Below are 22750 nucleotides of genomic sequence, written 5' to 3' on the forward strand. Positions count from 1 at the left end.
CGCCGACCGGTTCAGCTACCCCGTCCTGGATCTTGTCCGTACGCCTGCCAAGGCTGGGTTGACGGCCAGTTCGCCGGCCTGGCGCGGCGAACCCAGCCGCTGTCGGTGCCGGCTACTACCGTCTCGGCACATGGGAAGAGCGACGGCAGCGCGTGCCCTCAAGCCGGCCTACCGCTGTGGCGAGTGCGGCTGGCAGGCGACCAAGTGGGTCGGTCGTTGTGGCGAGTGCCAGGCGTGGGGCACGGTCGAGGAGGTCGGCGCGCCGCGGGTGGCGGTGACCTCCGCCGGCCCGGTCACTCAGCGCGCCGTGCCCATCGACCAGGTCGACGTCGAGGCAGCGCGCGCGGAGCCCACCGGCATCTCCGAACTCGACCGGGTCTTCGGCGGCGGCCTCGTCCGGGGCGGAGTCGTCCTGGTGGCCGGCGAGCCGGGCGTCGGCAAGTCGACCTTGCTTCTCGAGGTCGCCGCCGAACGCGCCCGGACGCAGGCGCGGAGCCTCTACGTCTCAGGCGAGGAGTCAGCGGCCCAGATCCGGTTGCGGGCGGAGCGAATCGACGCCCTCGCGCCGCGGTTGTATCTCGCCGCGGAGACCGACCTGTCGGCGGTGCTGAGCCATGTGGATGAGGTACGCCCGGACCTGATCGTGCTGGACTCCGTTCAGACGGTGGCGTCGGCCTCCGTCGAGGGCGCGGCCGGGGGCGTGACCCAGGTCCGCGAGGTCGCGGCCGCGATGATCCGGGTGGCGAAGGAACGCGGCATCGCCGTCCTCATGGTCGGTCACGTCACCAAGGACGGCTCGATCGCCGGCCCGCGGGTCCTGGAACACCTCGTGGACGTCGTCCTGCATTTCGAAGGCGACCGGCACTCTCGGCTCCGCATGGTCCGCGCGGTGAAGAACCGGTTCGGTCCCACCGATGAGGTCGGCTGCTTCGACTTCGCCGACGGCGGGTTGAAGAGCCTGCCCGATCCGAGTGGGCTGTTCCTGACCCAGCGGCCGGAGCCCGTTCCGGGTAGTTGCGTGACCGTCACTGTCGAGGGCAAGCGGCCGTTGCTCACCGAGGTACAGGCATTGGTGGCCGCCTCGAGCCTGGCCAGCCCGCGTCGGGCGACGTCCGGTCTGGACTCGAGCCGGCTGTCCATGGTGCTGGCGGTGTTGGAGCGGCGCGGCGGACTTCCGCTCGGCAAGCAGGACATCTACGCCTCGACAGTGGGTGGGGTACGCCTGCGCGAGCCGGCGTCCGACCTCGCGGTCGCCCTCGCTGTTGCCAGCTCCATGACGGACATTCCCCTGCCGCCGCGGATGATCGCCGTCGGCGAGGTCGGGTTGGCTGGCGAACTGCGTCGCGTGACGGGCGTCCAGCGGCGGTTGGCCGAGGCGGTGCGGCTCGGCTTCACCGAGGCCGTCGTACCGCCTGACAGCGGACCCGTGCCAGACGGCATCCGGGTTGCCGAGGCCGCCGACCTCGGCGTCGCCCTCCTCGCCGCCCGCCAGCTTCAATGACCTGAAGGTGAGGCCTGGGTCGACCTTGGGACCGGTCGGCGCGCGATGTTCCTCAGGTTGACTGACCTCGCGGGGAATCCACCGGCCGGACTGCACCGAATCGGCGCACTTTCCGAAATGACATCGGGAAAGTCCAGTCGCTTCATCCGATCTGATGCCAACTCGGTGCCCAGCTCCTTGCGGAATTCGGGATGCCGTAGATAGAAGTTCAACGCGAGATATGGAAGCACAGGACTCACCGCGAGGTAGCCAGCCGTAAGTACGCGGCGCTTCTTACGAAAGAAGTCAAGGTCGGCGATCCAGTTTTCCTCCCTCGTTGGCGGGTCGCCCCGCAGGCTCGTGGACGTCTAGAACGATATGCCAGAGCGACCATCGCAGCGATTGGCATGAACGGAGCCCACAAATGAAACCATGCGCTCCACCGGGTACCGTCATCCGGGATCCTCGGGGCGAGGAACGGCGCCAGTGCTAGCGGTATAGCCAAGGACAGGTAAACGCCGTAAAACACAAACCCAGGACCTCTCGCGCACAACATCGTCGTCGCAGATCCAAGCGCACCTCTCTCTCCCTTGGTAGGCGGCACGATCCGGTGGTCGACGATCGCGAGACCACCGTCGTCAGCGATTCGTTCGGCATCGGCCATCAGTTCCTGGGCGCGCGCAACACTGCCCCGACAGTCATCCAGCAAGCGCTCGAGCCGATCGAGTGCATCTGCCAGCCTCCGGGCGTAAGCCACACCGAGCTCCAGCTTCGCGGCAAACAACTCACCCGCGTCGTCAGTCCAGGACTCCTCGGTGCCTTCCTGGACTCCCCGCATCGTCCGAGTGGCATCGCTCACCGTGACGGATGTTCGGTGGACCACTGCTTCAGGGCATCGATCGACCCCCAGGTCGCCGCCCACGCAGGTCCCGAGCATGTCGCTTGGAGTCCTGCGTCCGGATCGATCTGGAACAGGTTCCGGGCCAGCTCGTTCATCCGTTCCTGGTTGGCAGCCTCCGTAGCGTAGTACTGACGTGCCGCCTCCCTCGGCTCGCCAGCTACGGCATCAAGGCCCGTTACCAGTGCGGTCACGTTCGCGGCCACGCTCTCGACCAGGTCTCGGATCGGCGGGCCGAGGACGCTCGCGTCCACCTCGGCGGGCAGCGAGTTGCCAGATTCGTCGAGCTCGCCGGCGGCCATCTCCAGCTGACCTACCATGAACCGGATCACATCGGGGTTGTACTCCTTCGCCATACGCCCCTCCCGTGGCCAACGCGTAACGATCTTCGGCCGACTCTAGGCAAGATCAGTGGGTCAGACGGCCCAACTGTGGATAACCCGTGCATTTCAGACAAAGGGCCGACGGCGGACCGCACACGCCCTCGACGGTGCCATAATGGTGCCATGAGGCGGATGAATCTCAGGGATGTGCCGGACGACGTTTACGCCAGACTCAGCAGAGGCGCGGATGCCAGCCACCAGTCGCTCAACGCGTTCGTCGTCGAACGTCTAGAGGAGTTGGCTCGGACTCTGGACCTGGCGGACTATGCCGCCACGTACGAACCGCCGCACGGGACCGGGATCAGCCTTGACGACGCGGTTGCCGCCGTACGAGACGTGCGCGAGGCGTCGTGAGCCTGGCGGTCATCGACGCATCTGTCCTTGCGGCTTTCTACGCTGCCGATGATGCGCGACGCCAGCAGACGGTGGAGCGGATCTCGTCGGGAAGTGCGCTCTACGCTCCGGCGCACCTTGATGCCGAGGTCGTCTCCGCACTACGACGGATGAGCCGGCACAGTGCAGCCCTGACCGAGGCTGTGCCGGGCGCTTTGCGCCATTTGGCGAGCTTCCCCATCCGGCGTATGCCACTCGCGCCGTTGCTGGACCGAATGTGGGAGCTCCGCAACAACGTCACCCCGTATGACGCCGCCTATGTCGCCCTGGCCGAAGGGCTCGGATGCACCCTCATGACCTGCGACGCCAAGCTCGCGCACGCGGGTGAGGCGAGATGCCACATCGACCTGATCATGTGATGGGGTGCGGATCCGGTGTGCTCCCGTCGGACTCGGACGACAGACGATTCCGCTCGCGCCATGCCGAACGGCCTGTGGATGAGGACTTCCGAAATGTGGCGAATCGCCTAATGTACTCCCATGCTCACGCCTGGTCGTGCCGGAACACCGCCACCCCTGCATCGGATCGCGCTCGCCTGCACGGGTCTTCTCCTCGCCGTCATGCCGGTCGCATGCGCGAACAACCCTGAGCCCACGCCCGTCGACACCGCGTCGAAGGAGCCCACCAGCAAGTCGCCGGCCGCGTCCGAGACACCCAGCCCTTCGCCGAGCCAGTCCGCTGCCGCCGGATCAGTCGAGGAGCAGATCCACGCCGCGACAGTCGCCTTCTACGACGCGGTCAACGAGGCATACGAGACGCTGGACTCCGCGCCGATCGAAGCGCTCACGGTTCCTGGTTCAGGCGCCGGCCAGCGCTACATCGACTACATCGAGTCCGTGAAGTCAAAGGGCCGCCGCTTCGAGATAGTTGGCGAGGGCCTCACAGTTCGCAACTTCAAATTAGATCCACGCGATGCGGATGATCAGTTCGAATCCGCAACGTTCACGCTGATGGACGCTGGCGCGACTGAAGTTGACGGGAACGGGAAGGCCGCCGAGAAGTTTCCGCCGGATTCCTGGAGGTATCGCGTCGAATTCCAGAAAAAGGGGGACCTATGGCTGGTACTCAGGCAACGTCAAGTCTCATAGTCCTGCGCACTGCTGTCGTAGTGCTGACGATCCTGTGCCTTGCCCTGAGTATCTCAACGGCAAACTATGCCTACGCCGATCAGAGCGACGACCCCTGTAGAGGATGTGGGGACCCTCCTCCGCCTCCGCCGCCGCCGCCGGATCCGGAGCCTCGCGGTGAGGGTGATGTGTTTGTCGGGCAGGCCGCGTTGTTCAACCAGGACGGCCAGGTTGTCGATTCCGGCGGCTCCTCCTGCCCGGGATGCGAATGGCGGCTCGAGAAGACCTGCGAACTCGGCGGCAACGTCCTCTGCCACGAGCTCATGAGATGCGGCGACAACGACGACGGATCGCCCCGCTGGGTCCACGACGTGTTCCTGCTCCGACCGGGCGGAGGCGGTTGGAACCAGGTCGGCACCCTGTGCCTCGGCGATCCCGACGATGCCCTCACTCCCGACGACGTCTGGAACCAGGTCCAGACCCGCTGGCGCACACTCGTACCCGCCCAGGCACCCAAGCTGCAGCCACCCGATGGTCAGGCCGTCACCGAACTCCCCACGTTCTTCCACTCCGGCCAGCCACGGCTCATGCCCGCCGCCACCGTTCCCGTCTTCAACTTCGAGGTCACCGTGACGGCTCGCGGCGAGTGGGAATGGACCTTCGAACCCGGACTCACGCGTGAGTTCAACATCCCGGGAAACACCTACACCGACCCCAACCCGCAGGTCGTCCACACCTACGAGACCACCGGCCCACGCACCATCACGCTCACCACCCGCTGGTGGGGCAGCTTCACCATCGGCGACCGCGGCCCGTACGACATCGAAACCCCCGCCACCCAAGGCCCCTACGACATCGCCCTCGACGTCGTCGAACTCAGCCCAGTCCTCCGCCGATAGCGATGCGGCCTTTCCTTTCGACGAAACGCCTGCGCCTGCGGGCATTTCGGCGCGATGACGCACCGGCGTTACACGAGATCTTCGCCGATCCGCATACACACACGATCGGCGGTGGTCCGTTCACCCGGATCGAGCAGACCGAAGCATGGGTCGAGCGTCGAATCGCGACCCGAACAGACCTGAGTCTTTGTTGGTACGGAGTGCGGCTGAAGGCGACGGGCCGGCTCGTTGGCAACTGCGGCATCTTTGTCGGACGGACCGGCGCGAACGAACCAGAGATCGGCTACATGATCAGGCGGGACAGCCAACGTCTCGGATACGCCACCGAGGCAGCGGAGGAGGTCCTCGCGGAGTGCGCCCGTGCCCGGCTGGGGCGTGTGTGGGCAACGGTCCGTCCGGGCAACCTGGCATCGGTGCGGGTCCTGCAGCGGATCGGTATGGAACTCGACCGCCGCGAGGACGACGACAAGGGAGCCCTGCTCTTCCTCTCTCGCGCCCTCCATGATCGGCCAACCTGATCAGGTGAAGATGTGGACGCCTTCGCCGCACTCGCGGGCGTCTTCGTGGCCACCTGCCGCTCGTGGGAGGTACACCTCGCCGGTTACGCCGGGTGGAAGTTCCACGCGGAGTTCGTATCCGTCGTCACGCCGCCGCCATGACGTCGCCACCCTGCCGCGGATGGTGTCGATGGAGGCGTACGCATGACCGAGCGCCTGGGGTGGCACCGGCCGGACCCGCACCGTTGCATACCCGGGCGCGGACGGTGACAGCCCGGCGAGGTCCTCGACGAACCACTGGTCGACATGGCCGAAGAAATGGTGGTTCCGCGAACGCGAGTCCGCACCCCAGTGCTCGTACAGCGAGGTCGCGCCCTGTTCGATCCAGAAACCGTAACCAGGGTAGGTACGCTGGGTGGCCGCCCTGAATGCCAGGTCCACCTCGCCGTTCGCGGTCAACAACGGAAAGAGCAGCTTCGTACCGATCACACCGGTGTCAAGGTGATCTTGACGGGCATGGATGTCCGCGACGAGATTGCCGAACACTCTTGGACGCACGTCGTGCGGCACCAGGCCGAACGACAGCGCGATGACATTGGCCGCCTGACGGTACCCCGCCGGCTTCTCGCCGTGATAGATCCCCGCCGCGGCATCGAAGAAGGCGCGGTTGAATCCGGACCTCAACCTGCCCTGAAGCTCTTCGTACGCAGGAATGTCGCCGTCCCGGCCGATCACCGCGGCGATGGCGGCGAGCAGTGCGGCGTAACGCCAGGTGTACGCCGTCTCATAGATGCCCGGACCCTCCGGCGGTGCCCCACCCACATCCGGCGGCAGCCAGTCCCCGAGTCCCACCAGGACGACATCATCGTCGACGTAACCGTCGACCAGATAGTCGAGATAGCGTCGCGCGTGATCGTAGTGTCGGGAGAGAATCCGTTCATCACCGTAGGACATGTACATCGTCCACAGGATTTCGACGTACGCCACTTCCCACGCCGGAATCGGACCGGCGATCGCCGACCGCGAGTCGCCGTGATAGCCCCACCCACTGGTCGGAATGATGGGAGGAAACTCGCCACTCAGCATCTGCGCGTCAACCCAGTCCTGCAGCCACTTGGTATAGAAGCGCGGCATGTGAAAGTTGTGCGCGGCCGCGCCGGCAGTGAGGTGGGCGTCACCGGTCCAGCCGTTCTTCTCGAACACCGGCGTATCCGTCGGCACGCCGTGCAGGTTGTTGAGAATCGCCCAGCGGGTCGCCGAATGCAGTCGATTGACCAACTCGTCGTCGCACAAGAACTCGCCCGTCGACGCGACCGACGTGTGGACGACGATAGCGCGCAGGTCCGCGAGCGCGGGCCGGTAAGGCTCGCTGCCCTTGCCGTGGCTGTCGACGCCATCCACCGGATACTCGACCTGGACGAACTGAAATCCCTTGTACGAAAAGCGCGGCTCGTACGTTTCGACGTCACCGCCCCGGAGAACGTACGCGTCGGTCTGGATATCGGCATCGATCAGCCGCAACTGCTGGTCGGTTTCGACCGTGCCATCGGCACGCAGCTTCTCGCCGTAGCTGATCGTCACCTCCGTACCCGCCGGCCCCGACAGGCGCAGCCGGGCCCACCCGGCGATCTGCTGGCCCACGTCGAAGACGAACACCCCTGGCCGCGGCGAGGTGAGCGCGACTGGTGCGATCTCTGCCACCGGCTCGATCGGTTCGACCTGCTGCGCGCGCAGCGCACCCTTCGGCGGCGCCACCGCGGCCGCGGGCGACCACCCGGAGTCGTCAAAGCCGCGCTCGGTCCATCCCGGCTGCTCGTGGCGGGCGTCGTAGCGTTCACCGGCGAACAGCGAGTCCACGCGGACCGGACCGTCGATGCTGCGCCAGGTCGGGTCGGTCACGATCCGCTGCACACGGCCATCGGCGTACGACACGACCAACTGGGCCAGCAGTTTCGGGTGGTCCCACCAGGGTGCCTGCTCCCAGTACCACACGCTCGTCGTCGGCTCGCCGTACCGGCCCCGCCCGAGGTGGGCGGCGAGTACGTGCTCGGCGCCGGGCGGCCCGGCCGCGAGGAGGTCGGTCACGTCATACGTCGAGTAGAGGACGGTGGCGTCGTAGTTGGTGGGCGCCGGGTCCAGCACCGCACGCCCGATCCGGTGGCCGTCGAGGTAGTACTCGCCATATCCCAACCCGCAGGCGTAGAGCCGCGCCCGCACAGGCGGGCTGCCGGTCGAGTCCCCACGCGACAACCTGAACGCCGTACGCAGGAGCGGCGCGGGCAGGGCTTCGGCCGCTCCGCCGTTCGGCAGGCCGCCCGCCGACCAGCTCGCCGGGTGTCCGATCCACGTGGCACCGCCCCAGTCGTCGGGCGAGAGCAGACCCATCTCGAACGACGCCGGATCCGACCACTCCGACGCCTCGCCGGCCGCATCCCAGACACGGACCGTCCAGAGATACGGCGTGGCCGACCGGAGGGGCTGACCTGCGTACTCCACCTGCGCCGAACGCCTCGACTCGACGGGCCCGGAGTCCCAGACATCGGACCCGCCGGCGAGGAGCACGTCGACCGAGGACGCCACCCTGATCTGGTACGCCGACTGACCGGCCGCTGAACCCCGCGAACCTCGTTCCTGGGAGCCGTAGTCGGTGCGCCTCGTCCCGGTCGCCGCGGGTGTGGTCGCCGCAGGTGTGGTCGCGAGGAGCCAGGAGAACCTCGGGGCCGGCTCCTCGAGGCCCACGGGGTTCTCGGCGTACTCCGTGCGCAGGGTGTGTGGTCGGACAGCTGCGGTCATCGGCCCCTCCCAGAGTCTGAGCGGGTACGAAGATGCCGTCTCGCCCGCCCAGCCGCACCGCTGTGTCCACTACCGGTCACGTTGAGCGACTTTTGGCCTCCGGCAGGGGCCCAACACCGTCAGACTCCTGACTTACCACTCACGCAAGGCACCGGGCATGGCGTGCGGCGCCGACGCCGGGGCCCCCCACGTAGACTGCTGCAGAGCAGGCTTGACCAATCCTGGAGAGTTGTGGCTGCAAGTGACAAGGGCCCGGACGCCCGACTCCGGGCGACGCTCGCCGCGGTCGCGCCGGGAACGGCGTTGCGCGACGGGCTCGAGCGCGTCCTCCGCGGCCGTACCGGCGCCCTCATCGTGCTCGGATACGACCGCACCGTGGACACGTTGTGCACCGGCGGCTTCGCTCTGGATGTCGAGTTCAGTGCCACCGGGCTCCGCGAGCTCGCCAAGATGGACGGCGCGATCATCGCCGACCGCGACTGCACCCGGATCCTGCGGGCCGCCGTCCACCTGATGCCCGACTCCTCGATCCCGACGGTCGAGACGGGCACCCGCCACCGCACCGCCGAGCGGGTCGCCAAGCAGACCGGATTCCCGGTCGTCTCGGTGTCACAGTCGATGCGGATTATCGGGCTGTACGTCGATGACATCAGGTACGTCCTCGAGGACACCGGCCAGATCCTGTCCCGCGCCAACCAGGCCCTCGCGACGCTCGAGCGCTACAAGCTCCGGCTCGACGAGGTGTCGGGCACGCTGTCCGCACTGGAGATCGAGGACCTGGTGACCGTTCGCGACGTCGCCGCGGTCGCCCAGCGGCTGGAAATGGTGCGCCGGATCGCCAACGAGATCCAGGGGTACGTCGTCGAGCTCGGCGTCGACGGCCGGCTGCTGTCCCTCCAGCTGGACGAGCTCGTCGCAGGCGTCGGGCCGGAGCGCGAACTCGTCGCGCGCGACTATCTCCCCGCCGCTCCCAGCCGGCGACCCCGCAACGTGAACGAAGCCCTCGACGAGCTGGACGCCATCTCCGCCACGGATCTGTTGGACATCGGCTCGGTCGCCCGCGCTCTCGGCCACGGTGGCGACGCCCTCGACGCGGCGGTGAGCCCGCGCGGCTACCGGCTCCTGGCCAAGGTGCCCCGCCTCCCCGGTGCGGTCATCGACCGGCTCGTCGACCACTTCGGCAGCCTGCAGAAGCTGCTCGCTGCGAGCATCGACGACCTGCAGGCGGTGGGTGGGGTGGGAGAACACCGCGCCCGCTCGGTCCGCGAAGGACTGTCCCGGCTCGCCGAGTCGAGCATCCTCGAACGCTACGTCTGAGCCTGCACTGGCGCCCTTGCTGGTTTGTACGTACGCATGCAAGGCAGCACCCGGGAGCCTTTTGCATGAAAGGCATCAGCACCCAGGGAGCCTTTTGCGTGAGGGGCACCCCACCCAGGGAGCCTTCACATGATGGGCACCCTGATCCCATAGGGACGCATCAGGGGCGCCCTTCATACAAAGATGCTTTGCATGAAGGGCGCCCCTGACCAACCGCTTCAGAAGTGCCGACGCCACCGGCCGGTGAACGTATGACGTCAACAGGTGGTGTAGCTGCCCTTGCTTCCCCACGAGCAGCTGTCGACGAGTGTCCGTGCGGGCGTACGAAGGTAGGCGGTGTCGCCGGTGTTGTTCCAGACGTAGTCGCCCTGCCCCCAGTACCGGTGGGAGGTGGTGTTGGTGCCCTTCCCAGTGTGGATGTAGACACTCTTGCCGGCGCCGAGCGTGTAGGTGGCGAAGGTGTAGACGTGATTCGCCTTGTCTCGCAGGGTCCAGCCCTTGAGCTTGATGGCGGACGTCCGCCGGTTGGTCAGGCGTACGTACTCCGCGTTCAGACTCTTGTTCGACCGGGTGTCCGTGCCCGGCGAGTTGTAGTAGACCTTGGTGATCTGTACGGCGGGCGTTGCCGCGTGACCCGGGCCAGCGGCGAAGAGCGCAACCCCTGCCGCGAGCGCCAACGCCGACACGAATCCGATGAACCTTGCCTTCACCTCTCCCCCTCATTGCGTTCCTGCGATGACAGCGGCGTCGGCGAAGCTGGTAGACGGCACCGCCGACGGTCGTCCTGCCGCCCCCTCCGAAGCAGGAAGACCGCCGACGTGCGTGTGCCCGGCCCACGAGTCCGAGTCCGCGGTGATGGACCCGGCACGCGAGCTCCTACATCCCCGTGTTGGTGCGCGTGCGCCATTGAGTATTGCGTATACGCAATAGATTACGCAGGTCGGCTGGAAGGCCATCAGATTCACCACGGGCCGGACCATCCAGCGTCAGAAATCCCCGTTGCGCGCACGCGACGAACGCGGGAAACCCGGCGAGTCCCGCCCGAGCCACGGACCCCCGCGGAGCGACGAACAACGCAGGCCGGCGGAGCGACCTCTCAGTGGGTTGAGCTCACCCGCCGAAGTGGGCCGCAGCCGCCGGGTCCACGTCAGGAACCCGCACCGGGACCCCGCCGGACCGCAGCGACTCCGCTCCCGCACATCCGGCCGCCACCGCGTACCTCGCCGCGACCGGCGACGTCTCGGTGTCACCACCCTCGCGGGCGTACCGCAGGAACTCCCCCACGATCCGCGGGTCCGCACCACCGTGACCACCGGTCTCCGGCTCCAGCGGAACCGCGACATCTCCCTCGGCGTGGTAGTCGTGCCGCTGGTTCCACACCCGGATCGCCGTGCCGGGCTCGCCATTGCCGAAGTTCTCGATCCGCCCCTCGGTACCGATGATCGTGTAGTTGCGCCAGTAGTCCGGCGTGAAATGACACTGCTGGTACGACGCGAGAATGCCGTTGCCGAGCCGCATCGTCAGCATCGACACGTCCTCGACATCCATGGCCGGATTGAGCCCGGTCAACGATTTCGGCGGCCAGCGCTTCAGGCGATCGGCACTCTTCCACCACGCCGTGGCTTCGCCACCGCCCTGCTCCGGCGAATACACCATGCGGTCGCCCATACCCGTCACCTCTTGGGCGTACGACCCGCACAGCCAGTGCAGCACATCGATGTCGTGCGCGCCCTTCTGGAGCAGCAGGCTCGTACCATACCGTCGTTCGGCGTGCCAGTCGGCGAAGTAGAAGTCGCCGCCGTTCCCGACGAAATGCCGGCACCACGCCACCTTCGGTTCGCCGATGGCGCCGTCGTCGATCAGCCGTTTCATTTCCCGTACGAACGGCATGTGGCGCATGTTGTGCCCGAGGTAAAGCCGGCCATCCGACTTCTGGGCCGCGGCGAGAATCCGGTCGCAGCCCTCGGTGGTGATCGCCATCGGCTTTTCCAGGTAGATCGAAATTCCGGCGCCCAGCATGGCGAGCGCGTGTTCCTCATGCAGGTAGTCGGGACTCACGACAAACACCGCGTCCAGACCGTACGCGAGGAACTCGTCGAGATCCTTTGTCGTGCGTACGCCTGAACCGAAATCGTTGCGGAACCGGTCATGCGCCGAGGTGTCCGGGTCGTAGAGGGCGACGACCCTGGAGCCCTCGTCGGGCCGGTGCGCATGCCTCGACAGCCCACCGCGGAGGCCGTATCCGATCACGCCGATCGCCAGATCTGTCATCGAGAGCCGCTCCGTTCGCATGCCGTCGCTCCGGTGGCGAGGTTGGCCTGAACCAGCGCACGACGATGTGCCCATTGGTGCTTGAAACCCCGGAACGACGGTCGCATCTACGCAAGCACCGCTCGCACGCTAGTCCCTCGCCGCGAGCGCTGTCACGGTGCGGAATCGGCCATCTCACGTCCTGAGAGCCGGCCCGGGGCTCCCGGTCAGCGGTTCCGCTTGAGCACCACTCGAACCGCTCGGGCACGGCGACGACAGTGAATGCTGCGGTCAGATGGCGGTCAGCTGGAAGCGATCGGTCGCGGAAGCCCGACCGTGCACGGAGGCACCCGCCGCGTAGTAGCCGGGCAGTGCCTTCGGCTGCCCGGAGGGGCACCCTTCGCGCGAACGCATCCCCGGCCACGCGATCGCGACCCTCTGCGCCTTCGCCGGGCCGAGGGTGAACGTGCCCGAAGGTACGACCGACGGGCAGTGACTCGTGTCCCAGATCAGGTCGTTCCCAGAGGTGACCTGGACCTGGAACGACTCCGCGTCGACGGTAAGGACGCACGGATCCGCACCGTCGTTCACGATCTCGACGACGACATCCACCTCAGATCCGGCCATCGCCGGGCCGTCCTTCGCGGCGTCCGTACGTACCTCGAGCCAGCTCGCGGGACAGGCGCTCGGACTCGCCACCGGTCGCGCACCCGGCTGCTTCGTGTGCGCGGGTGAGGTCGCTGGCACCTTCACTTCTGGCATATGCGACTCCTTCCCCCCGCCGGAGGTTGGGCGCGGGGCCGACGGAGCCGACGGGGTGTTCCGCGACTGCGGCCGATCAGATGCGTTCGACGTGGGACCCGCCCCGTCGCCGCGGGCGGGCGCGGCGGCACCTTTCGGATCGTTCGGGGTCAGCGAGCTGGCGACGAGCCAGATGAGGAGTGCGAGCAGGACGAAGAGGACCGCCCGCCGTGCCCAGTAGACCCACGCCGGCAGCGGCCCGACCGGCCGGAGCAGCGAGCCCATGACACGGAGCGTAACGAGCCGGCCGCGCGATATCCCGCCCCCACGCCGTACTCCTCACGGCCGGAGACCGCTAACCCGACACCGATACCAGCGCGTGGGAAGATCGGTCTTGTCATGCCGACGTCACCTCTGCACGCGCCGGTCCTGCGCTGGTACGCCGCCAACGCCCGCGACCTGCCCTGGCGACGGCCCGAAGCCAGCCCGTGGGGCATCCTCGTCAGCGAGATCATGCTCCAGCAGACTCCCGTGAACCGCGTCCTTCCGGCGTACGACTCATGGCTGCGACGCTGGCCAGAGCCGCGTGCGCTCGCCGACGACGCTCCCGGCGAGGCGGTGCGGCAGTGGGGTCGGCTCGGCTATCCGCGTCGGGCGCTGCGACTGCACGCGGCCGCGACAACGATCGCGCGCAGCCACGACGGCGACGTCCCGGCGGCGTACGACGATCTTCGCGCGCTCCCCGGCATCGGCGACTACACCGCGGCCGCGGTCGCGTCGTTCGCCTTCCGGCAGCGGCATGCCGTGCTGGACACGAACGTCCGGCGCGTCTTCGGACGGGTCGTCGAAGGGGTGGAATACCCGCCGACAGCCACCACTGCGGGCGAACGCCGGACCGCTGCGAGCCTGCTACCGGACGAGGCCGAGACAGCCGCATCCTGGGCGGTCGCCGTCATGGAGGTCGGCGCGCTCGTGTGCACGGCGCGGTCGCCGCGGTGTGCGGCCTGCCCGCTCAGCCGGATGTGCGCCTGGCGAATCGCCGGTCGGCCGGCGTACGACGGACCCGCGCGGCGGCGACAGACGTACGAGGGCACAGACCGCCAGTGCCGGGGCCGGCTGCTGAGGGTCCTCCGTGAAGCACCCGGCCCGGTCGCCAGACCGGAGCTGGACGCCGCCTGGTCCGACTCGATCCAACGCGAACGGGCCCTCGACAGCCTCGTCGCCGACGGTCTCGTCGAGCCCGTGACCAGTGACGCGTTCCAACTCCCGGCCCGATCAGAGCGAGCCGAGCCCGCCAATGATCATGAAGGCAAACAGAGCCATGAAGGGAAACGGGGCCATAGTTCCCCATACGCTTCGTGATCACGATCATGATCATGGGACGCGCGGCGTAGGGAAAAGGGAGGGGGCGGCCACGGATGACCGTGGCCGCCCCTCTCTGCGTGTGAGCAGTGTGGGTGACTACTCCTGGGTCGTGGCGGTGATCGTCGGCAGGTCAGGCACGGCAGCCTTCGGCGTACCGCGGAAGGTCAGCGTCGCCGCCTTGCCCTCGCCTTCGACGTCGACCAACACGATCTGGCCAGGCGTGAGCTCGCCGAACAGCAACTTCTCGGCCAGTGCGTCCTCGATCTCGCGCTGGATCGTCCGGCGCAGCGGCCGGGCGCCCATCACCGGGTCCCAACCACGCTTGGCCAGCAGCTGCTTCGCCGGCTGGGTCACCTCGATGCCCATGTCCTTGTTCTTCAGCCGGTTCTCGACCTCGGCGATCTGCAGATCGACGATCTCCAGAACCTCGTCCTCGGTGAACGGCGGGAAGACGATGATCTCGTCGACCCGGTTGAGGAACTCCGGCCGGAAGTGCTGCTTCAGCTCTTCCTGCACCTTGTTCTTCATCCGTTCGTACGAACCACGGTTGTCCTGGGCCTGCGAGAACCCGAGGTGGACACCCTTGGCGATGTCCTTCGTACCGAGGTTGGTCGTCATGATGATGACCGTGTTCTTGAAGTCGACGACCCGACCCTGGGCGTCGGTGAGCCGGCCTTCTTCGAGAATCTGCAACAGCGAGTTGAAGATCTCGGGGTGGGCCTTCTCGATCTCGTCGAAGAGGACGACCGAGAACGGCTTGCGCCGCACCTTCTCGGTCAGCTGGCCGCCCTCGTCGTAGCCGACGTAGCCAGGAGGCGAACCGAACAGCCGCGAGACGGTGTGCTTCTCGGAGTACTCGCTCATGTCGAGTGCGATCAGCGCCGACTCGTCACCGAAGAGGAACTCCGCGAGCGTCTTCGACAGGTAGGTCTTACCGACACCGGACGGTCCGGCGAAGATGAACGAACCGCTCGGCCGCTTCGGGTCCTTCAGGCCCGCCCGGGTCCGCCGGATCGACTTCGCCAGAGCGTGCACCGCGTCTTCCTGGCCGATGTAGTGCTTGTGCAGCTCATCCTCCATGCGGAGCAGGCGCTGCGACTCCTCCTCGGTGAGACGGAAGACGGGGATGCCGGTGGCGATCGCGAGGACCTCGGCGATGAGCTCCTCGTCGACCTCGGCCACGACGTCCATGTCGCCGGCCTTCCACTGCTTCTCCCGCTCGGCCTTCTGCGCGATGAGCTTCTTCTCCTCGTCGCGCAGGGAGGCGGCACGCTCGAAGTCCTGAGCGTCGATCGCGGCTTCCTTGTCGCGACGGACGTTGGCGATCCGCTCGTCGAACTCCCGCAGGTCAGGCGGCGCGGTCATCCGCCGGATCCGCAGCCTCGAGCCGGCCTCGTCGATCAGGTCGATCGCCTTGTCGGGGAGGTAACGGTCGGAGATGTAGCGCTCGGAGAGCTCCGCCGCGGCCACGATCGCCTGGTCGGTGATCGTCACCCGGTGGTGCGCTTCGTACCGGTCGCGCTGGCCCTTGAGCATCTCGATGGTCAGGGCGATGGACGGCTCCTGCACGTGGATCGGCTGGAACCGGCGTTCGAGCGCGGCATCCTTCTCGAGGTATTTGCGGTATTCGTCGAGTGTGGTCGCACCGATGGTCTGCAGCTCGCCGCGGGCCAGCATCGGCTTGAGGATGCTCGCCGCGTCGATCGCGCCCTCGGCGGCGCCGGCACCCACGAGGGTGTGCAGCTCGTCGATGAACAGGATGATGTCGCCGCGGGTGCGGATCTCCTTGAGGACCTTCTTCAGGCGTTCCTCGAAGTCACCGCGGTAACGCGACCCGGCGACGAGGGCGCCCAGGTCGAGGCTGTAGATCTGCTTGTCCTTGAGCGTCTCGGGCACGTCGCCGCGGACGATCTGCTGGGCGAGGCCCTCGACGATCGCGGTCTTGCCGACGCCTGGCTCTCCGATGAGCACCGGGTTGTTCTTTGTGCGTCGGGACAGCACCTGCATGACCCGCTCGATTTCTTTCTCCCGGCCGATCACCGGGTCGAGCTTGCCCTCGCGTGCACCTTGTGTGTAGTTGCGTCCGAACTGGTCCAGGACGAGCGAACCCTGCGGCGAACCCTCGCCACTGCCACTCGCACCGGCGCTCGCGGTCTCCTTGCCCTGGTAGCCCGAGAGCAGCTGGATGACCTGCTGGCGGACCCGACCGAGGTCGGCACCCAACTTGACCAGCACCTGGGCAGCCACGCCCTCACCCTCGCGGATCAGACCGAGAAGGATGTGTTCGGTGCCGATGTAGTTGTGGCCGAGCTGGAGGGCCTCGCGAAGGGACAACTCGAGGACCTTCTTGGCCCGCGGCGTGAACGGGATGTGCCCGCTGGGCGCCTGCTGACCCTGGCCGATGATCTCCTCGACCTGGGCGCGGACGGCCTCCAGCGAGATACCGAGGCTCTCGAGCGCCTTGGCGGCGACGCCCTCGCCCTCGTGGATCAGACCCAGAAGGATGTGCTCGGTGCCGATGTAGTTGTGGCTGAGCATCCGGGCCTCTTCCTGGGCCAGGACGACAACCCGCCTCGCGCGGTCGGTGAACCTCTCAAACATCTTTGCTCCCCGGGCTGGAGACGGCTCGAGGGGTCGGGACGAATCCCCGGCCCCTGCGTTTCATGCTAGACCCCACCGACGACCTATCCCGATCCCACCAGGTTTCGACATGAGATCAATCGGCTGCGGGCTGTGAACGGTACGCAACATGCAACTGTCAGGTCTTCCTACTCTGTTCCCTGGGTGCCGCATCTGACGAGGTGTTACGCCCGAAGCGAACACCGGAAGTACCCCGCATGTCGCGGATGGCGTAACGCTCCGTAAGCCGACGTCCCTCACATGAACGTTCAGGGAGGTACGACAAGGCCCCCAAGGACGATCCTCAGGGGCCTTCGCGTCTTACCAAGGAATGTCACTCAGCGTAGACATCAATGACGCCTTGTTACGATCCCGCCTTCATCCACTCAATCCCCCCAGGCATCTTGGGATCGTCGGAAGCGGATGGTGCGGCGCATCCTAGGTGATCTCAGGAAGTGGGAAGCAAACCGTCGTCAGGATCTGCCCGGCTCAGGCCGTGGAGCGACGCCACCGGGCGGAACCACTTGCCGCCCTATCGGCGACCCTTCTGGTAAGCCTCGATGATCTCGGCCGGAATCCGACCACGGTCACTCACGTCATAACCCTGGTCCTTGGCCCAAGCGCGGATGTCCGCGGTTTCGGGCTTGCGGGCCGCACCACGAACCGGCTTGGCGGCCCGACCTCGAGCAGCGCGTCCACCAACCCGGCGGGCGGAGCCGACGTAGGAGCCAAGTTCCTTCCGCAGCTTCGCGGCATTCTTGGCGGAGAGATCGATCTCGTAGGAGACACCGTCAAGCGCAAACTTCACGCTCTCCTCGGCCTCCGACCCATCAAGGTCGTCGATAAGAACGACGTTAGTCTTTGTCGCCACTACGGGGGTTCCCTTCTCGAATACTCGCGGGCTGGCACAACAATAGAGCCAAATTGGGGCTCGGGCAAACGGGGAATAGCTACTTCATTGCACTATCTCAGGTGACATCGGGGAAGCGACCAGCGAATGACAGGGACCTCGGAAAGCTGCCGCCCAATGCGACGCCGCCAAACCTGCCGACCGTGGTGTCCCTGTTCAATCGAGGTGGCGACATCGCCGAAACACGTCCGCAATGGGTCCTGACGCAATGCAGCCGATCCATTGCGTTTCGAGTGCGGCACCACCTGAGCTCCCGGAGCTTCCTCAGAACTCGGGCTTGACCAGGGGGAAGAGGATGGTGTCGCGAATGGAGCGGGTGCCGGTCAGCAGCATGACCAGCCGATCAATTCCCAGGCCCATGCCGCCAGTGGGTGGCATGCCGTATTCGAGGGCACGCAGGAAATCCTCGTCGAGTTGCATCGCGTCCGGATCGCCGCCAGCCGCCCGGATCGACTGCTGGAGGAGTCGCTCGCGTTGCTCGACCGGATCGACGAGCTCGGAATATGCCGGTGACAGCTCGACTCCCGCCGCTATCAGGTCGAAAGCCTCGGCGAGGCGCGGGTCCTTTCGATGTGGCCGGGCGAGCGGGCGTACGTCGGCTGGATAGTCGCAGACATATGTCGGCTCGACGATCGTGTGCTCGACGAGCTTCTCGAACAGCTCCAGCACGATCTCGCCCGATGTCCAGCCGGGTTGCAGGGCGACATCGAGCCGGTCGGCGTACCGCCGCAGCTCCGGCTCCTTCGTGTCCGGCGTGATCTCTTCGCCGACCGCCGCGGAAACCGCCTCATGGACGGGAAGCCAGCGCCATTCGGACTCGAGGTCGATCTCTCCACCCTCACCGTCTGGTACGACGGTGGACCCCAGCGCCCTGGCGGCATCGAGGATCAGGGTGCGGACGAGTTCGGCCATCGTGTGATAGTCGCCATATGCTTCGTACGCCTCGAGCATCGTGAACTCCGGCGAATGCGTGCTGTCGAGGCCCTCGTTGCGGAAGTTGCGTCCGATCTCGAAAACCTTGTGGACGCCGCCGACAACCAGTCGCTTGAGGTACAGCTCGATCGCGATCCGCAGGTAGTACTCCCGGTCGAACGCATGGAAATGGGTGGCGAACGGCCGGGCCGCGGCACCGCCGTGGATGGCCTGCAGCACAGGGGTTTCGACTTCGACATAGCCACGTGCGGTGAGAGTGTTCCGGATGGACGCGGTCGCGGCCGACCGGGCGAGCAGCTGCTCGCGCGCTTCCGGCCGGGCGATGAGGTCGAGATAGCGCTGCCGGACCCGGTGCTCGTCGGACAGTTCCTTGTGTTCGACCGGAAGAGGCCGGAGAGCCTTGGCGGCGATGAACCACCGCGTGGCGGCAACCGAGAGCTCACCACGCCGGCTGGTGATGACTTCCCCCTCGACACCCACGTGGTCACCGATATCGACCTGGGACTTCCAGTCGGCGAGCGACTCAGCACCTAGCCGGTCGAGAGAGACCATGGCCTGCACCTCGGTGCCGTCGCCGTCACGGAGCCTCGCGAAGCAGAGCTTGCCGGTGATCCGGAGGAAGATGACGCGGCCGACAACGGTCACCGTTTCACCGGTCGAGTGGTCCGGCGGAAGGTCGTGGAACGTCGCGCGAAGCTCGGCGAGTGTATGCGTACGTGCGATGGAGACCGGATAGGGATCGATTCCGCGTTCGATCAACCGGGAACGCTTGTCGCGCCTGATCCGCATCTGCTCCGGAAGATCGTCTTCTCGCGCAGGATCAGCCGCAGGCGTATCGGTCATGGCTTCCCAGATTATTAGGTACGAACAACACTGTGCTTATCGGGGTGGCCCGGCGAACGAAGCTCGCCACCACAATGCCGGGTGGCCCACAATGCCGGGTGGCCCACAACGCCGGGCCGCCACAATCGGGGTCAGCACAATCAGGGTCACCACAATCGGAGCCGATGGTACGCCGTCGGCCTCCCGGCCGGTTGCGCACATGGCCACGCGGCTGTGAGAGGCTCATCACCTGCCGGAACGAATGTCCACTCCGAACGCCGACTCGAGAAGTAGGTAGGCCACCAGTGACCTTCGCCCTCGTCGGACACCGCGGCGCCTTGGGACTCGAACCCGAGAACACTCTTCGTTCCTTTCGGCGGGCGGTCGCCGAAGGAGCCCACGCGGTCGAGCTCGATCTGCGCCTCACCAGTGACGAACACCTGGTGATCCTGCACGACGCCGATGTCGAGAGGACGACCGACGGAAAGGGGCCGATCGCGGCCATGACCCTCGACGAGGTCAAGACGCTTGACGCGGGAGCGGGCGAGAAGATTCCCACGTTCGCTGAAGTGTTGGACGAGATCGACCTACCGCTGCAGGCGGAGATCAAGGCGGCCGAGGCATGCCGTCCGGCCCTCGACATGATCCGCGGACGTGGCCTCGCCGACCGGATCACGGTGACGTCGTTCTCCGCCGAGACCATCCAGGAGACGCGCAGTTATCTCCCGACCATGAAGACGGGGCTCATCGCGTCCCACGCGCGCCCCGAACTCGTCGAAAAGGGCCGCTCCCTCGGCGTCAGCGCGGTGTGTCCCGGACTGGCCGAACTGGACGAGGAATTCGCCAGGACGTGCCACGCCGAAGGGTTCGAGGTCTACACCTGGCCGGTCAACGACGCCGAAGGGCTGCTCCGCGCCCTCCGTGCGGGTGCCGACGCCGTGACGACGGACTTTCCCGACGTACTCGTGAACGCCACGCGGCACGTTCCCGAGGTACGTGATCTCCTCGCCGGCCGGGCACCCACGTCCTGAGCAGCACCACGGGCGGCCCGGAAACGGCACGAACCCGCCCGCCCAGCCCTGGCGGGACGTACGCATTCACCGCGGCACGGCGCGATTTACCAGAGCGTGTAGCCGCCGTCGATGACGAGGACGGTTCCGGTCATGAACGACGACGCGTCGCTCGCGAGATAGACGACACTCGGCGCGATTTCCTCCGGTACGGCGTACCGCTGCATCGGAGCGTCCTCAATCCAGTGCCGGCGGAACTCCGGCCGGTCGACGGGAGCCATCTCGGTTTTGACATATCCGGGAGCCAACGCATTGACCCGGATATTGTGCGGCGCCCACTCGGCGGCGAGAGACTTGGTGAGCTGGTGCACCGCCGCCTTCGACGCGTTGTAGGCCGGCTGCCACTGCGGGCGGTTGACGATGAGTGAGGAGATCGAGCCGATATTGACAATGGCTCCACCACCGGACGCGATCATGTGGCGCGCGGCGATCGTGCTGCACAACCAGACACCGTGCAGGTTGACGTCGATCACCCGGTGCCATTCCTCGTCGGGCACGTCGAGGGCCGCGCGATGAACACAGTCACCGGCATTGTTGACGAGAATGTCGATCCTGCCGAACTCGGCGATCACCGCGTCTGTCATGCGTTCGACGTCGGCGCGTTGGGTGATGTCGGCGGGCACCGCGAACCCGCGGACAGACCGTTCGGCGATCTCCGCCACGACCTTGCTCGACCGGGTGGCATCACGCGCGCCGATCGCGACGTCTGCGCCGGCCTCGGCGAGAGCGAGCGCGAATGCCCGCCCCAGGCCGCGGTTGCCGCCCGTGACCAGAGCGGTCTTGCCGGACAGGTCGAACGCCTTCAGAACGCTCACTCTCGCACCTCCAGGTAGAGATCCGTGGTCCCGCCGGGAGTCGCGGGCCAGTCAGATTCGGTTGGGCGACTCAGGTCGGTTCGACTCGGATCGACGGGCGACTCATTCTCCAGGTCGGTTGCGCTCATAGACCAGACGGAGTCCATGCAGGGTCAGCCAGGGCTCGTGGTGATCGACGGTGCGGCACTGCTCGATCACGAGCGGAGCGAGCCCGCCGGTGGCGACGATCGTGACGTCGTCGAGGGTGAGTCCGAGTTCGGCAACCATACGCTCGACAAGTCCGTCGACCTGGCCGGCGAAACCGTAGACGGCGCCGGACTGCAGGGCTTCGACCGTGTTCTTGGCGATCACCGTGCGGGGACGGAGCAGCTCTACCCGACGCAGTTGGGCGCCACGGCGGCCGAGGGCTTCGAGCGAGATCTCGATGCCCGGCGCGATCGCGCCGCCGATGTACTCTCCCCGCGCGCTCACGACGTCGAACGTGGTGGCGGTGCCGAAGTCGACGACGATGCAGGGTCGGCCGTGGCGTTCGAAAACCGCAAGTGCGTTGACGATCCGGTCCGCGCCCACTTCCCGCGGATTGTCCATGAGGACCGGGACGCCCGTACGTACGCCCGGTTCGACCACCACACCGGGCACGTCCGCGTAGTACCGGCGCAGCATTTCGCGGAGTTCGTACAGGACCGCCGGCACGGTGGAACAGACCGCGACCCCGGTCACACCGCCCGGCCCCACACCGGATCTCTCGGCTGACGCGGAAGTTGGGGCCGAGGTTGGGGCCGCACCCGGCGGCGCGGCGGAGGTTGCGGCCGAAGCCGCGGCCGTGCCCGACCGGCCGGCCAGCAGCCCGGCGACCAACACGGCCAGTTCGTCGGCCGTACGCCGGTCATCGGTGGCCACCCGCCAGTGATCGACCAGCTCGGCGCCGGCGAAGAGGCCGAGCACCGTCTGGGTGTTGCCGACGTCGATCGCGAACAGCATCGGCCGTCGCCTTTCCTCGCGTGAGTGTCCAGTCGGGGCGGTACGAGGGACAAGGCGCATACGGCTGCCCCCGGCTCCGCCACCCTACTTGTCCCCGGGCAAAGCGCCGGCGTCTCTGCCACCACTCGTCCCTCAGCCACCACTCGTCCCTCAGCCACCACTCGTCCCTCAGCCACCACTCGTCCCTCAGCCACCACTCGTCCCTCAGCCACCACTCGTCCCTCAGCCACCACTCGTCCCTCTGCCACCACTCGTCCCTCTGCCACCACTCGTCCCTCTGCCACCACTCGTCCCTCTGCCACCACCGGCACCTCTGCCGACCGCGGTCCTCCAGCTCCGGCGGTCATCCGGTCATCACCGGTCGACCGATCATGTCCCGGGCCGGGTCCGTAACACGAACGGTGTTTCCGGCGGTTGGTGTTAGTAGGTCTCGGTCACCGGCCAGCGGTCACCGAAGGTGATGGCGAATGCGTTGATCACTGGCTTCCAACGCACCATCCATCGCGCAGCTCCGGCC

General features: G+C 66.8%; 19 protein-coding genes. 9 read left to right on the plus strand and 10 right to left on the minus strand.

The window, feature by feature from the left end:
• Window positions 1–130: 130 nt before the first annotated feature.
• Complete coding sequence (gene radA, locus ABN028_RS13575; RefSeq protein WP_349330019.1) at window positions 131–1501, plus strand: DNA repair protein RadA; 1371 nt, start codon at window positions 131–133, stop codon at window positions 1499–1501.
• An 834-nt stretch (window positions 1502–2335) separates the two neighbouring features.
• On the opposite strand, the gene ABN028_RS13580 is transcribed toward radA, so the two are convergent.
• Window positions 2336–2734 (minus strand): hypothetical protein, encoded by a 399-nt coding sequence (locus ABN028_RS13580; protein ID WP_349696845.1) that lies wholly within the window; start codon window positions 2732–2734, stop codon window positions 2336–2338.
• A gap of 150 nt (window positions 2735–2884) precedes the next feature.
• Here ABN028_RS13580 and ABN028_RS13585 point away from each other — a divergent pair, with 150 nt between their 5' ends.
• The 5 genes from ABN028_RS13585 (at window position 2885) to ABN028_RS13605 (ending at window position 5638) form a co-directional block, all read left to right on the plus strand.
• Window positions 2885–3115: a hypothetical protein gene (locus ABN028_RS13585; RefSeq protein WP_349696846.1), complete on the plus strand. Its 231-nt coding sequence runs from the start codon at window positions 2885–2887 to the stop codon at window positions 3113–3115.
• Window positions 3112–3513 carry a type II toxin-antitoxin system VapC family toxin gene (locus ABN028_RS13590; RefSeq protein WP_349696847.1) on the plus strand — a complete coding sequence of 134 codons (402 nt, stop codon included), beginning with the start codon at window positions 3112–3114 and terminating at the stop codon, window positions 3511–3513. Before ABN028_RS13585 ends, ABN028_RS13590 begins: the two co-directional genes overlap by 4 nt.
• Before the next feature lie 120 nt (window positions 3514–3633).
• Window positions 3634–4242 carry a DUF6318 family protein gene (locus ABN028_RS13595; protein WP_349696848.1) on the plus strand — a complete coding sequence of 203 codons (609 nt, stop codon included), beginning with the start codon at window positions 3634–3636 and terminating at the stop codon, window positions 4240–4242.
• A gap of 167 nt (window positions 4243–4409) precedes the next feature.
• Window positions 4410–5120: a hypothetical protein gene (locus ABN028_RS13600; protein WP_349696849.1), complete on the plus strand. Its 711-nt coding sequence runs from the start codon at window positions 4410–4412 to the stop codon at window positions 5118–5120.
• Window positions 5121–5122: 2 nt separating this feature from the next.
• Window positions 5123–5638 carry a GNAT family N-acetyltransferase gene (locus tag ABN028_RS13605; protein WP_349696850.1) on the plus strand — a complete coding sequence of 172 codons (516 nt, stop codon included), beginning with the start codon at window positions 5123–5125 and terminating at the stop codon, window positions 5636–5638.
• On the opposite strand, the gene ABN028_RS13610 is transcribed toward ABN028_RS13605, so the two are convergent.
• Window positions 5639–8410: a family 78 glycoside hydrolase catalytic domain gene (locus tag ABN028_RS13610; RefSeq protein WP_349696851.1), complete on the minus strand. Its 2772-nt coding sequence runs from the start codon at window positions 8408–8410 to the stop codon at window positions 5639–5641.
• 231 nt (window positions 8411–8641) lie between these two features.
• On the opposite strand from ABN028_RS13610, the gene disA reads away from it, so the two are divergent.
• Window positions 8642–9727, plus strand: coding sequence for a DNA integrity scanning diadenylate cyclase DisA (disA, locus tag ABN028_RS13615; protein ID WP_349330013.1), 1086 nt, complete (start codon window positions 8642–8644; stop codon window positions 9725–9727).
• 257 nt (window positions 9728–9984) lie between these two features.
• Here disA and ABN028_RS13620 read toward each other — a convergent pair whose 3' ends face one another.
• The 3 genes from ABN028_RS13620 to ABN028_RS13630 all read right to left on the minus strand — a co-directional run bounded on the left by ABN028_RS13620 (window position 9985) and on the right by ABN028_RS13630 (window position 13003).
• Window positions 9985–10437 carry a lamin tail domain-containing protein gene (locus ABN028_RS13620; protein ID WP_349696852.1) on the minus strand — a complete coding sequence of 151 codons (453 nt, stop codon included), beginning with the start codon at window positions 10435–10437 and terminating at the stop codon, window positions 9985–9987.
• 400 nt (window positions 10438–10837) lie between these two features.
• Window positions 10838–11998, minus strand: a complete 1161-nt coding sequence (locus tag ABN028_RS13625; protein WP_349330011.1) for a Gfo/Idh/MocA family protein — start codon at window positions 11996–11998, stop codon at window positions 10838–10840.
• A gap of 270 nt (window positions 11999–12268) precedes the next feature.
• Window positions 12269–13003 carry a hypothetical protein gene (locus ABN028_RS13630; RefSeq protein ID WP_349330010.1) on the minus strand — a complete coding sequence of 245 codons (735 nt, stop codon included), beginning with the start codon at window positions 13001–13003 and terminating at the stop codon, window positions 12269–12271.
• A gap of 114 nt (window positions 13004–13117) precedes the next feature.
• Between ABN028_RS13630 and ABN028_RS13635 the strand changes: the two genes are divergently transcribed.
• On the plus strand, window positions 13118–14080 hold the full coding sequence (locus tag ABN028_RS13635) for an iron-sulfur binding domain-containing protein (protein ID WP_349330009.1): 963 nt from the start codon (window positions 13118–13120) through the stop codon (window positions 14078–14080).
• A 99-nt stretch (window positions 14081–14179) separates the two neighbouring features.
• On the opposite strand, the gene ABN028_RS13640 is transcribed toward ABN028_RS13635, so the two are convergent.
• The 3 genes from ABN028_RS13640 to lysS form a co-directional block, all read right to left on the minus strand.
• Complete coding sequence (locus ABN028_RS13640) at window positions 14180–16684, minus strand: ATP-dependent Clp protease ATP-binding subunit (RefSeq protein WP_349330008.1); 2505 nt, start codon at window positions 16682–16684, stop codon at window positions 14180–14182.
• Between the two features lie 550 nt (window positions 16685–17234).
• A complete protein-coding gene (locus ABN028_RS13645; RefSeq protein WP_349330007.1) occupies window positions 17235–17573 on the minus strand; it encodes a histone-like nucleoid-structuring protein Lsr2 in 339 nt (112 codons plus the stop codon).
• Between the two features lie 303 nt (window positions 17574–17876).
• Window positions 17877–19388, minus strand: coding sequence for a lysine--tRNA ligase (gene lysS / locus ABN028_RS13650; RefSeq protein WP_349696853.1), 1512 nt, complete (start codon window positions 19386–19388; stop codon window positions 17877–17879).
• Between the two features lie 284 nt (window positions 19389–19672).
• On the opposite strand from lysS, the gene ABN028_RS13655 reads away from it, so the two are divergent.
• Entirely contained in the window at window positions 19673–20398 is a 726-nt protein-coding gene (locus ABN028_RS13655) for a glycerophosphodiester phosphodiesterase (RefSeq protein ID WP_349696854.1), read from the plus strand.
• An 86-nt stretch (window positions 20399–20484) separates the two neighbouring features.
• Here ABN028_RS13655 and ABN028_RS13660 read toward each other — a convergent pair whose 3' ends face one another.
• Both ABN028_RS13660 and ABN028_RS13665 read right to left on the minus strand, forming a co-directional pair.
• Window positions 20485–21252, minus strand: a complete 768-nt coding sequence (locus ABN028_RS13660; protein WP_349330004.1) for an SDR family NAD(P)-dependent oxidoreductase — start codon at window positions 21250–21252, stop codon at window positions 20485–20487.
• A 102-nt stretch (window positions 21253–21354) separates the two neighbouring features.
• Window positions 21355–22233 (minus strand): type III pantothenate kinase, encoded by an 879-nt coding sequence (locus tag ABN028_RS13665; protein WP_349330003.1) that lies wholly within the window; start codon window positions 22231–22233, stop codon window positions 21355–21357.
• Window positions 22234–22750 lie beyond the last annotated feature (517 nt).

The organism is Actinopolymorpha sp. B17G11 (genome assembly GCF_040196095.1).
In the GTDB taxonomy this organism is placed as follows: Bacteria; Actinomycetota; Actinomycetes; order Propionibacteriales; family Actinopolymorphaceae; genus Thermasporomyces.

Bases quoted from the DNA above. Each gene is read 5' to 3' on its own strand.
- radA (WP_349330019.1), top strand. From the start codon at position 131: ATGGGAAGAGCGACGGCAGCGCGTGCCCTCAAGCCGGCCTACCGCTGT.
- ABN028_RS13580 (WP_349696845.1), bottom strand. From the start codon at position 2,734: ATGGCGAAGGAGTACAACCCCGATGTGATCCGGTTCATGGTAGGTCAG.
- ABN028_RS13585 (WP_349696846.1), top strand. From the start codon at position 2,885: ATGAGGCGGATGAATCTCAGGGATGTGCCGGACGACGTTTACGCCAGA.
- ABN028_RS13595 (WP_349696848.1), top strand. From the start codon at position 3,634: ATGCTCACGCCTGGTCGTGCCGGAACACCGCCACCCCTGCATCGGATC.
- ABN028_RS13605 (WP_349696850.1), top strand. From the start codon at position 5,123: ATGCGGCCTTTCCTTTCGACGAAACGCCTGCGCCTGCGGGCATTTCGG.
- ABN028_RS13610 (WP_349696851.1), bottom strand. From the start codon at position 8,410: ATGACCGCAGCTGTCCGACCACACACCCTGCGCACGGAGTACGCCGAG.
- ABN028_RS13625 (WP_349330011.1), bottom strand. From the start codon at position 11,998: ATGACAGATCTGGCGATCGGCGTGATCGGATACGGCCTCCGCGGTGGG.
- ABN028_RS13630 (WP_349330010.1), bottom strand. From the start codon at position 13,003: ATGGGCTCGCTGCTCCGGCCGGTCGGGCCGCTGCCGGCGTGGGTCTAC.
- ABN028_RS13635 (WP_349330009.1), top strand. From the start codon at position 13,118: ATGCCGACGTCACCTCTGCACGCGCCGGTCCTGCGCTGGTACGCCGCC.
- ABN028_RS13640 (WP_349330008.1), bottom strand. From the start codon at position 16,684: ATGTTTGAGAGGTTCACCGACCGCGCGAGGCGGGTTGTCGTCCTGGCC.
- lysS (WP_349696853.1), bottom strand. From the start codon at position 19,388: ATGACCGATACGCCTGCGGCTGATCCTGCGCGAGAAGACGATCTTCCG.
- ABN028_RS13665 (WP_349330003.1), bottom strand. From the start codon at position 22,233: ATGCTGTTCGCGATCGACGTCGGCAACACCCAGACGGTGCTCGGCCTC.